This window comes from Rheinheimera sp., from assembly GCF_020217005.1.
In the GTDB taxonomy this organism is placed as follows: domain Bacteria; phylum Pseudomonadota; class Gammaproteobacteria; order Enterobacterales; family Alteromonadaceae; genus Pararheinheimera.
In genome coordinates, this window is sequence record NZ_JAIWOI010000116.1 from 1 (window position 1) to 10,000 (window position 10,000).

Annotated in this window: 11 protein-coding genes and 1 pseudogene; 9 read left to right on the plus strand and 3 right to left on the minus strand. The window is 47.8% G+C overall.

The window, feature by feature from the left end:
* The 5 genes and pseudogenes from LDL40_RS05595 to nth form a co-directional block, all read left to right on the plus strand.
* A pseudogene (locus LDL40_RS05595) lies at positions 1 to 318 on the plus strand (electron transport complex subunit RsxC); the annotation flags it as partial.
* A complete protein-coding gene (rsxD, locus tag LDL40_RS05600; protein ID WP_300994200.1) occupies positions 315 to 1,379 on the plus strand; it encodes an electron transport complex subunit RsxD in 1,065 nt (354 codons plus the stop codon). The pseudogene LDL40_RS05595 and the gene rsxD, both read left to right, overlap by 4 nt.
* Positions 1,379 to 2,005 carry an electron transport complex subunit RsxG gene (gene rsxG / locus LDL40_RS05605; RefSeq protein ID WP_300994201.1) on the plus strand — a complete coding sequence of 209 codons (627 nt, stop codon included), beginning with the start codon at positions 1,379 to 1,381 and terminating at the stop codon, positions 2,003 to 2,005. Before rsxD ends, rsxG begins: the two co-directional genes overlap by 1 nt.
* Before the next feature lie 4 nt (positions 2,006 to 2,009).
* Positions 2,010 to 2,735, plus strand: coding sequence for an electron transport complex subunit E (locus LDL40_RS05610; protein ID WP_300994202.1), 726 nt, complete (start codon positions 2,010 to 2,012; stop codon positions 2,733 to 2,735).
* Between the two features lie 27 nt (positions 2,736 to 2,762).
* Positions 2,763 to 3,395, plus strand: coding sequence for an endonuclease III (gene nth / locus LDL40_RS05615; RefSeq protein WP_300994203.1), 633 nt, complete (start codon positions 2,763 to 2,765; stop codon positions 3,393 to 3,395).
* 23 nt (positions 3,396 to 3,418) lie between these two features.
* Here nth and LDL40_RS05620 read toward each other — a convergent pair whose 3' ends face one another.
* Entirely contained in the window at positions 3,419 to 4,396 is a 978-nt protein-coding gene (locus tag LDL40_RS05620; RefSeq protein WP_300994204.1) for a LysR family transcriptional regulator, read from the minus strand.
* Positions 4,397 to 4,531: 135 nt separating this feature from the next.
* Here LDL40_RS05620 and LDL40_RS05625 point away from each other — a divergent pair, with 135 nt between their 5' ends.
* The 4 genes from LDL40_RS05625 to gloA all read left to right on the plus strand — a co-directional run bounded on the left by LDL40_RS05625 (position 4,532) and on the right by gloA (position 8,407).
* Positions 4,532 to 6,049: an NADP-dependent isocitrate dehydrogenase gene (locus tag LDL40_RS05625; RefSeq protein WP_300994205.1), complete on the plus strand. Its 1,518-nt coding sequence runs from the start codon at positions 4,532 to 4,534 to the stop codon at positions 6,047 to 6,049.
* A gap of 1 nt (position 6,050) precedes the next feature.
* Positions 6,051 to 6,881 (plus strand): DUF6671 family protein, encoded by an 831-nt coding sequence (locus tag LDL40_RS05630; RefSeq protein WP_300994206.1) that lies wholly within the window; start codon positions 6,051 to 6,053, stop codon positions 6,879 to 6,881.
* A gap of 27 nt (positions 6,882 to 6,908) precedes the next feature.
* Positions 6,909 to 7,892 carry an L-threonylcarbamoyladenylate synthase gene (locus LDL40_RS05635; RefSeq protein WP_300994207.1) on the plus strand — a complete coding sequence of 328 codons (984 nt, stop codon included), beginning with the start codon at positions 6,909 to 6,911 and terminating at the stop codon, positions 7,890 to 7,892.
* A gap of 113 nt (positions 7,893 to 8,005) precedes the next feature.
* A complete protein-coding gene (gene gloA / locus LDL40_RS05640; protein ID WP_147904430.1) occupies positions 8,006 to 8,407 on the plus strand; it encodes a lactoylglutathione lyase in 402 nt (133 codons plus the stop codon).
* 64 nt (positions 8,408 to 8,471) lie between these two features.
* Here gloA and LDL40_RS05645 read toward each other — a convergent pair whose 3' ends face one another.
* Both LDL40_RS05645 and LDL40_RS05650 read right to left on the minus strand, forming a co-directional pair.
* Complete coding sequence (locus LDL40_RS05645) at positions 8,472 to 9,161, minus strand: transposase (protein WP_300994209.1); 690 nt, start codon at positions 9,159 to 9,161, stop codon at positions 8,472 to 8,474.
* A gap of 116 nt (positions 9,162 to 9,277) precedes the next feature.
* Positions 9,278 to 10,000: aspartoacylase (locus LDL40_RS05650; RefSeq protein ID WP_300994212.1), on the minus strand; the 723-nt coding region annotated here is incomplete at its 5' end.

A 10,000-nucleotide genomic window follows, 5' to 3' on the forward strand; every position in this document is an offset into this window, starting at 1 on the left:
ATAGCCCGTGCTAAAGCCAAAAAACAAGCAGAACAAGGGCTTGAAGCACCACCTGAACCGGCGGCTGACACTGTGGCAACTGATACACCAACCGCTGATGTGGATGCGAAAAAAGCTGCGGTAGCGGCAGCCATAGCCAGAGCTAAAGCAAAAAAACAAGCAGAGCAACAAACAGCATCAGAAGCAGCGACTGCAACGGAGGCTGTGGAGTCCGCAATAACAGAGGCAGACCCGGAACCAGATGCCAAAAAAGCTGCTATTGCAGCAGCCATAGCCCGCGCCAAAGCCAAAAAACAACAAAACAGTGAGCCGTTATGAGTTTTAAAATCGCCAGCTCCCCGCACCAGCACAGTCAAAAAAGTACAGCCCAATTGATGAAACTGGTGGCTTTGGCTGCCGTACCTGGTATTGCAGTCCAGGCTTACTTTTTTGGTTACGGTGTGCTGGTGCAATTGCTGCTGGCTATTGTCACCGCCTTAAGCTGTGAAGCTGCAGTACTGGCGCTTCGCGGCAAAAAAGTGAAAGTAAAACTGCTGGATCACAGTGCTTTAGTGACCGCAGTATTGCTTGCCGTCGCTATCCCTTCTTATGCGCCCTGGTGGCTTATTGTAGTGGGAACAGCTTTTGCCATAGTGGTGGTCAAGCAGCTGTATGGAGGCTTAGGGAATAATTTATTTAACCCGGCTATGGCCGCTTATGTGTTGTTGCTGGTGTCTTTTCCATTGCCAATGACCAGTTGGCTTCCTGCAGCTCCGGTGCAAAATTTAGCTGTTGGCCCACTGGATGCAGTCTGTACTATTTTCACCGACTATAGCTGCACTGGCTACAGTGTCAGCCAATTACGCCAGGATGCGGACGGCATCAGTATGGCTACACCGCTGGACACCTTAAAAACTGATCTGTCTCAGGGCTATACCACAGCCGAGAGTATGAAGAAACCTGTGTTTGGCTGGTTATCCGGTGAAGGCTGGTTTTGGGTGAATCTGGCGTATTTAGTGGGTGGCTTATTTTTACTGCAACAAAAAGTTATTCAATGGCGTATCCCTGTGGCTGTGCTAGGGTCGTTATTCAGCTGTAGTTTACTGGCTTGGTTGATCTCACCAGATACGAATGCCAGCCCACTCTTTCAGCTGTTTTCTGGTGCTACTATGCTGGCCGCCTTTTTTATTGCCACAGATCCTGTATCCGCCTCTACCACTGAAAAAGGCAGACTGATCTTTGGTGCTTTAATAGGGGTTTTAGTGTTTTTGATCCGCAGCTATGGCGGTTATCCGGACGCTTTTGCTTTTGCGGTGATGCTGGCCAATATGACTGTGCCTTTAATTGACTATTACACCCAGCCCCGCACTTATGGTCATAAACACAAGGGAGCGCGCTGATGCTAAGTTCTGTAGGTAAAAATGCGCTGTTGTTAGGCACTGCGGCCGTGCTTTGTGTTTTTGCCGTCGCTGCAGTGAACGAAATTACCAAAGCCGAGATAGAACAGCAGCAACTTGACGACAAGCTTCGCACTTTGGTGGAAGTGATGCCGGAACTTGATGGCAATACAGCAGTGTTAAAAGATTGCGTAGCGGTGCTTGATACCAGATTGTTAGGCAAAGATGCCAGACAAAAAATTTACCGTTACCGCGCTGAAGAAAAGCTAAAAGCCTATTTGATCGAAACCACAGCACCAGACGGCTACAGTGGCGCCATTGAAGTATTGGCGGCTATTAGTCCGGACAGTGAAGTGATAGGAGTTCGGATCTTAAGTCACAAGGAAACACCTGGCCTTGGCGATAAAATTGAACTGAGAAAAACGCCCTGGGTGCTGAGCTTTAATGGCCAGACTGTGGACTCAAGCGAAGATCGTAGTTTTGCAGTGAAAAAAGACGGTGGCCAGTTTGATCAGTTTGCCGGTGCTACCATCACCCCCCGAGCTGTAGTCAAAGCGGTAAAAAACGCTGCAGTTTATATTCAGCAACATCCTGAGCTGGCCAGTTTGCCAGCCGATTGCGGAGCCTGATCTGATGGATACTACAACAGTGGAACATAAACAGAGCCCTTATCAGGAAATAATTCGTCAGGGCTTGTGGAAAAACAATCCGGGCCTGGTGCAGCTATTGGGGCTTTGTCCTCTGTTGGCGGTCACCTCTAGCCTGACCAATGCATTAGGCTTAGGCTTGGCTACTGTGCTGGTATTGCTCAGCACTAATACTGTGGTGTCCCTGATCCGTAACTTTGTACCCAATGAAATCCGTATTCCGGTTTTTGTGATGGTCATAGCTTCAGTAGTGACAGTGATAGAGCTGCTGATGCACGCCTTTATGTATAACCTGTATCAGGCCTTAGGTATTTTTATTCCGCTTATAGTGACCAACTGTATCGTCATAGGCCGGGCAGAAGCTTATGCCTCAAAGAATGCCGTATTACCTGCAGCATTTGACGGTTTGATGATGGGTACTGGTTTTGCTTTAGTGCTCTGTACTTTAGGCGCAGTGCGCGAAGTATTAGGTGCTGGTACTTTATTTGCTGGCGCTGACTTACTCCTAGGTGATTGGGCAAAAGTTCTGACCGTACATTTGTATCAGGCCGACCACCAGTTTTTATTAGCGATATTGCCACCAGGTGCATTCTTAGTGATGGGCTTTTTGATTGCGGCAAAAAATACAATAGACGCCAGAGCCGCAGCCAAAGCTAAACCTGTAGAACAAAAAATTAGCCGCGCACGCGTCACTCATGTATCCACCCAATAAAGTCGTCAGAGCACTGAACCTAAGTTAATGAACAAAGAAAAACGTATTCAGATTTTACAGCGGCTGCGCGAGAACAATCCCAAGCCCACCACTGAGCTGGAGTTTAATTCGCCTTTTGAATTGCTGGTGGCTGTGTTGTTGTCGGCTCAGGCCACAGACGTCAGCGTCAATAAAGCTACCCGTCTGCTCTACCCTGTTGCCAATACGCCGCAGGCTATATTTGATTTGGGCGTAGACGGCGTAAAGCAGTACATCAAGACTATTGGGTTATTTAATTCAAAAGCTGAGAACCTGATTAAAACCTGCCGTATTCTGATTGATCAACACAATAGTCAGGTGCCGGAAAATCGTGAAGCGTTAGAGGCTTTACCTGGCGTAGGCCGCAAAACCGCCAACGTGGTGCTCAATACGGCCTTCGGCTGGCCCACTATAGCGGTCGACACCCATATCTTTCGCGTCAGCAACAGAACCAAATTTGCCCCTGGCAAAAATGTTGATGAAGTAGAACAGAAATTACTCAAAGTGGTGCCCGCCGAATTTAAGCTGGATGTACATCACTGGCTGATATTGCATGGCCGTTATACCTGCGTGGCACGCAAACCTAAGTGTGGCAGTTGCCTGATTGAAGATCTGTGTGAGTTTAAGGATAAAGTCGATTAAAATCAGTATGTTCAGGTGTTTGGCTATGCTTGCGATGCCTGAAGATAGTCAAGGAAATGGCGGGCTGTTGCTGAGAGCGGGTTGTCTTTTCGCCAGACCACAGACCAATGCCGCAGAATGGGGAAGTCTTTCACTTGCATAATGCCAAGCCCTGCCTGTAACAAGGCACCTGCGTCTGATGGCAAAGTGTTTTGGCCTGTAACAGTGGTACTATAACGGCCTGGCCATAACGCTGGTTGCACGGCAAGCTGCGAAAGCACTGCGATACCTAAACCAGCAGCTACCGAATGCTTAATAGCTTCATTACTGCCTAAACTCATCACTACATTAGGTTTGAAACCCTGTTCTGTGAAATGCTGCTCCGCAGCCATGCGGGTCCCGCTGCCGGGTTCCCGCATCAACCAGCGCTCGTTGCATAAATCCCCCAGTTCAATAGCCTTATTAACTAATGCATGTTTTGACGATGCGATAATCACCAGCGGATTAACCTGAAACTGCATCCGATCCAGGGGTAAATCATCCGGAGGCATCATCATCACAGCCAGATCATCCATGCCTTGGGTAAGCCGACCTACTATTCTGTCTCTGTTTTCAATAGCCAGCTCAATTTCTACCCCCTGATGTGCGGCAGAAAATGGCCCTAACAGATCGGGTACGAAGTATTCTGCCGTTGTTACGGCAGCTATGCGCAAACGCCCACTGACCAGCCCATTAATTTCAGCGATTCTGGATTCAAAGCGCTGCCAACACGCAGCCACTTCCCGAACCGCCTTATAAAGCTCTTCACCGGCCTGAGTTAAGCGAATTTGTCTGCCTGTGGTTTCGAATAATCGCTGCCCTGTGGTGGTGGCTAACTCCCGCAATTGCACTGATACCGTAGGTTGACTGACATAAAGTTCCTGCGCTGCTTTGGTCACTGATAACAAACGCGCGGTTGCTTCAAAAGCTCGCAGTTGCTGTGGGGTAATACGCTGAAATCGGGCAAGGGTTAAAGCAGGCATCAAAGAAACTCAATCAGATAAAACACAACCCCAAATCTATAGCTTAGAGGCTATAGATTCAATTAGAACAAAGTATTTTTATTTATGCATCTACTGACATAAAGTGCGCTCAATCGCAAAATGGAGTGTCAAATCATGAGTAACGAGTGCCTTTATCGCGAACACAATAAACACCACAGTAGTCAACATCGCAGCGTCAACTTAGAAAATGTCGCTATCACTGTGGCGATGGGAGATGGCATAGGTCCGGAAATCACTCAGGCCACATTAAAAGTATTAAGCGCAGCCAAAGCACGGATTACAACTGAATGTATTGATATTGGCGAACAGCTTTATCTGGCGGGTCACAGTTCGGGGATCAGGCAGGATGCCTGGCAAAGCCTACGTCGGACCAAAGTTTTTCTCAAGGGTCCCATCACGACCCCTTCAGGCTCTGGTTATAAAAGCCTGAATGTCACCATACGTAAAACGCTTGGGCTTTATGCCAATGTCCGGCCTTGCATCAGCTACTCGCCTTATGTGCATACCTTACATCCTGCTATGGACATGGTGATTATCCGGGAAAACGAAGAAGATCTGTATGCCGGTATAGAGCATCGTCAAACAGATGAGGTCTATCAGTGCCTTAAACTGATCACCAGGCCCGGTTGTGAGAAAATAATCCGTTACGCCTTTGAATATGCCCGTACCCATGGCCGTAAAAAAGTCACCTGCATGGTGAAAGACAACATCATGAAAATGACCGACGGTTTGTTTTATAAGGTATTTCAGGAGATAGGTGCAGAGTACCCTGACATTAGCCAAGACCGTTATATCATTGACATTGGTAGTGCCCGCCTGGCCACAAGGCCTGAACTATTTGACGTGATAGTGACCACCAATTTATACGGTGACATCATCAGTGATGTCGCAGCTGAACTGTCCGGAAGTATAGGCTTAGCAGGGAGCGCTAATATCGGCGAGCATGTCGCAATGTTTGAGGCGATTCATGGCAGCGCTCCTGATATAGCAGGTCAGAATGTCGCCAACCCAAGTGGCTTAATATTAGCGGCCGTGATGATGCTGGTGCACATAGGCCAGGCAGACATAGCAGAAAAAATACATAACGCCTGGTTAAAAACTATAGAAGATGGCATTCATACCAAAGACTTAAAAAGTGAGCACAGCAAAGTTCTTGTCACTACCGAACAATTTGCCGAAGCGGTCATAGCACGACTGGGAACCACACCTCAGAGGTTTGCAACTGTGAGTTATCAACATTCTGCCCAACCAAAAAAACCAGTGAGTGTCACTTATCAACCACAGCCCGAAGCAGAAAAAATCCTGGTCGGTGTTGATGTTTTTTTACATCAGCACCGGCATAGTGCCGACGAGCTGGCACAACGTCTGAAGCCATTGGAGACCGCAGAGCTGGAGCTGCAAATGATCACCAACAGAGGTGTCAAAGTCTGGCCTGATGGCTTTCCTGAAACCTTCTGTACCGATCACTGGCGCTGTCGTTTTATGCTCAGACCAGGTTTAACTCAGCTCACTTACAGCGACATTATCCGTTTGCTGAGCCAGATCTCGGGCGACAATCTGGATGTAATAAAAACCGAAAACCTGTGCAGCTTTAACGGTGAACTGGGTTTTACTTTAGGACAAGGACAATAGAGTGGGCAGTACGAAGCAACGGGCGTCCTTGCTGACCAAACATCATAAGTTGCCACTAATCGCACCAGCTTTAGCACAGGCTGGTGTGACAGTGGAACTGTCGGTCGGCTTTGACACGGACACTTTAGGTACTTTCGCTGGTGAAATCCCACGCACATTAAGCCCGGTAGAATGCGTCAAAACCAAAGCTAAACTGGCCTGTCAGCTCAGTGGTCTGAGTTTTGGCTTGGGTAGTGAGGGCAGCTTTGGCGCTGGCCCTGCTCCGGGCTTACTGAACTGGGACCATGAAATGCTGTGCTGGTATAACAGTGCCAGGGATCACTATATTATTGCTTCAGCCGCTGGCCCCGTCCCCTTGTCTGATCTCGAAACAAATCAACTCAATCTGCTCCATGAGCATGTGGTGCAGCATGATGCTGCACAAGGCTGGATCATCAAGCACAGCACAGGGCTGGTCAAAGGCCTGACAGGCTTTAGCGCAGTCCGTCAGGCATTAGAGCAGGCGCAGTTGTTAAACTCAGCTACGCAGCTTGCCCAAAACGTTCGTCTTTCCCCCGATTTACGTGCGCACTTTTGTCCATCCCGGCAGCAGTATATTCAGCAAGCCGCAGCACAGCTGGCTGCTCGCTTACAAGCCCTTTGCCCGAAGTGTCAGACATCCGACTTTTGGCGCAAAGAGCTACAATTGGGTCTGCCCTGCTCCACTTGCTCTTATCCAACGCAGCGCGTGAAATACTACATAAAAAAGTGTGATTGCTGTGGCCATACCGAGCAGGAGCTTCCATCTGAAGCTTTTGCTGATCCAGCCTATTGTCCGTTGTGTAATCCTTAATCTATGACCACGAAGTAGCGGAGTTAAATGGTGTTGAATACCCTGATGTTACACTCAGAACAAGCCAAAGACAGGCAGATAGCCGCGGAGCTTTTAAAGCAAGGCAAGCTGGTTGCTGTGCCAACTGAAACAGTCTATGGTCTGGCGGCGGACGCCCGCAATAAAAGCGCTGTCAATAACATCTTTGTCGCCAAGGGCAGACCTTCTGATCATCCACTGATAGTGCATATGCATGCGGCCAGCGCAATGCATGACTGGGCACAAGATATACCTGCAGAGGCTTTTGCTCTGGCCCAAGCCTTTTGGCCGGGCCCTTTGACCTTGTTACTGAAAAAAGCCGACCATGTCGATACTGTAGTGACCGGAGGTTTGGATACCATAGGGCTCAGGGTGCCCTCTCATCCGGTGTTGCTGAACCTGTTGGTTACCCATCAGCTTGCGGTGGCAGCGCCATCCGCCAATCCTTACAAGCAACTAAGCCCCACCAGCGCCCGGCAAGTCATGGAGACTATGGCAGGCAAACTTGATGCAGTATTGGACGGCGGTGATTGTCAGTTTGGTCTTGAATCTACTATTGTCAGTCTGGTTAATGGTGCTGTTCAGGTGCTGCGTGCAGGGCCAGTCAGCGTAGCTCAGTTAGAAGCAGTGTTAAAACAAAAGGTGCAATGCCCTTTGCAGCATCAGGTTAAAGTCTCAGGTAATGTGGCTGCGCATTATCAGCCAAAAACCAGATTACGTTGTGTATCGGCCGGTGAGCTTGATGAATTACTCAAAGATACAACTCAGCTTCTCGCTGTACTTTCTTTCAGTGATTTGTCCGCCAACACAGAACCGCATTGGCATTGCTCCATGCCAACCAATGCACAAGATTTTGGTCGTGTGTTATACAAACAGCTCTATCTGGCCGATCAGAGTGGTGCTGAACTTATAGTGCTGGAAATGCCTCCTCTTGATGACCAATGGGCCGCAGTTCAGAACAGACTGATGCGTGCGGCTTATCAGGAAGACTAAGGCATCACAGAATATCTATAGATAGGCACAGCCCATCCTGTTTTTACGGTACGACGCCCTCCGCTGGGCAGCAACATGCTAAAATCGGCGAAAAAGCCGATTAAGGAACTATTATGCGCATTTTACATACCATGCTTCGTGTCACTAACTTAGAACGCTCTTTAGCTTTTTACACTGAAGTACTTGGCATGAAGCTGCTACGTACTTCAGAAAATCCTGAGTACAAATACACTCTGGCATTTGTTGGTTTTAGTGATGAAAGCGAAGGTGCTGTGCTGGAACTGACCTATAACTGGGGTGTCGACAGCTATGAACTGGGCACAGCCTACGGTCATATTGCCTTAGAAGTCGATGATATATATGCTGCTTGTGAGCTGATCCGTGCTAAAGGTGGGGTGATAAGCCGCGAGCCTGGCCCGGTTAAAGGTGGTACCACTGAAATAGCTTTTGTCCGCGACCCGGACAACTACGCCATCGAACTTATCCAGAAAAAAGCCAGCTACGTTCAGTTGTAACATGAGTTAAAAATGGGGTCAGATCACATTAGTTATACGTAACTAATGTGATCTGACCCCATTTTTATGGGTTATATCTTGGTCTTCCTGCGCTTTGTTTTGGAATACTCAAACCGAATTTTGCGGCGACATCTTTTTGAGCGACAGCGCTGCCCAACAGTGAACATTGTTGCAAAGAGCTGCGGATAGAACAGAGTTCTTCTTCAGCTAAAACACGACTAAACAATATCTTGTAATTCATTTGCCGCTCTGCGTCGTTTTTACCTAAAGCCATGTAGACTGGCTCTGGTGTAACCAGATCGCTGGAACGACCAAGAGCATTGCAACTATAGCTGGACCAGAAGTAATGTTCAGGCCGTTGCACCATTGCTGCACGGACAGGGTTCAGTTCGATATAGCGATAGACATTCAGCACATAAGCCTCTTCCGCTATCAGGCAAGATTTAAAGCGCCCTTCCCATAAAGTGCCACAGCGCTGATAGCGAGTATTAAAATATCGAACATACTTTCGCCCCACCGATTGCATTAGCAAACTGGTCGCCATTTCATCCTTAGGTGTGCATAAGAGGTAAACATGGTTGGACATCAAAACCCATGCATGAATATCAACGTGACATTGTTCTTTGTATTCCTTTAGGTAGGTCAGGTAAGTGGCGAAATCCTGCTGCTCAAGAAAACAAAGCTGATGATTATTTCCGCGCTGAACCACATGTTGTGGCACATTCGCCGGACAATAACGTTGGTGGCGAGGCATGGTGTATCTCCTGTGCAAAGAAACACCATTAAGAATAACTGTCAAACTCAAAAAAAGCTGAATCAGATCACGTTATTTTTACAATAAATAAACAATGTGATCTGACCCCATTTTTATTATTCCAGCTCAATCCAGATTTTGTCGTTTAGCGACATCGCCAGATTGTTGTCGTAATAAGCCGCTTCGTTGATAAAGGTTGGATACACCACTGTATCGCCGTCGTAAGGTACTTCAGTGCCATCAAACAAAGTGAAAATCGGATCTCCAGGGTGGATCGGATGGTAATCCTTATCCTGCACATTTTTGTGCACCATACCCAAACGTTCGCCTTTTTCATTCATCGGCAACTTAATGCTGTGCAAATACAGATAAGCTTCAGTGCGTTTTGGCAGCTCTGGCAGGCTCTGGGTGTTATACAATTCCACAAAGTCCAGAATGTGTGCCGTCATCTCATACATTTGCTCAAGCACATCCTGACGTAATACAGACTGAGATTGTGGCCCTACTTCTACTATCACGCCATAACGGCCCAATGTACACATCAGGGCGTGATCTTCAGCCGCTAAATGGTCTTCATCACGGGAGATAATAGCTTCTGGCATTTTCATCTTCACATAAGCGGCCAGTTGGTTATAAAAAGGACCGGCTTGCGTCATGATCAGGCAAGCGCCCATATTGCTGGTGGTGTTGTGCAAATCAATCACCAGATCGGTTTTGGCATTGCCTTTTGGACCTAAAATGTCATTGATCACTTTGGCACGACTTTGTTCGTAATTGGTCAACTCTGGGTTGGCCAAATCTACAGTTTTAAACTGGCGGTTTAAATCACTGTGCAGATA

What these genes read in the sequence shown, in the direction of transcription:
- LDL40_RS05625 (WP_300994205.1), top strand. Translation starts at nt 4,532, where the DNA reads ATGAGTAACGAGTGCCTTTATCGCGAACACAATAAACACCACAGTAGT.
- gloA (WP_147904430.1), top strand. Translation starts at nt 8,006, where the DNA reads ATGCGCATTTTACATACCATGCTTCGTGTCACTAACTTAGAACGCTCT.
- nth (WP_300994203.1), top strand. Translation starts at nt 2,763, where the DNA reads ATGAACAAAGAAAAACGTATTCAGATTTTACAGCGGCTGCGCGAGAAC.
- rsxG (WP_300994201.1), top strand. Translation starts at nt 1,379, where the DNA reads ATGCTAAGTTCTGTAGGTAAAAATGCGCTGTTGTTAGGCACTGCGGCC.
- LDL40_RS05635 (WP_300994207.1), top strand. Translation starts at nt 6,909, where the DNA reads ATGGTGTTGAATACCCTGATGTTACACTCAGAACAAGCCAAAGACAGG.
- rsxD (WP_300994200.1), top strand. Translation starts at nt 315, where the DNA reads ATGAGTTTTAAAATCGCCAGCTCCCCGCACCAGCACAGTCAAAAAAGT.
- LDL40_RS05645 (WP_300994209.1), bottom strand. Translation starts at nt 9,161, where the DNA reads ATGCCTCGCCACCAACGTTATTGTCCGGCGAATGTGCCACAACATGTG.
- LDL40_RS05610 (WP_300994202.1), top strand. Translation starts at nt 2,010, where the DNA reads ATGGATACTACAACAGTGGAACATAAACAGAGCCCTTATCAGGAAATA.
- LDL40_RS05620 (WP_300994204.1), bottom strand. Translation starts at nt 4,396, where the DNA reads ATGCCTGCTTTAACCCTTGCCCGATTTCAGCGTATTACCCCACAGCAA.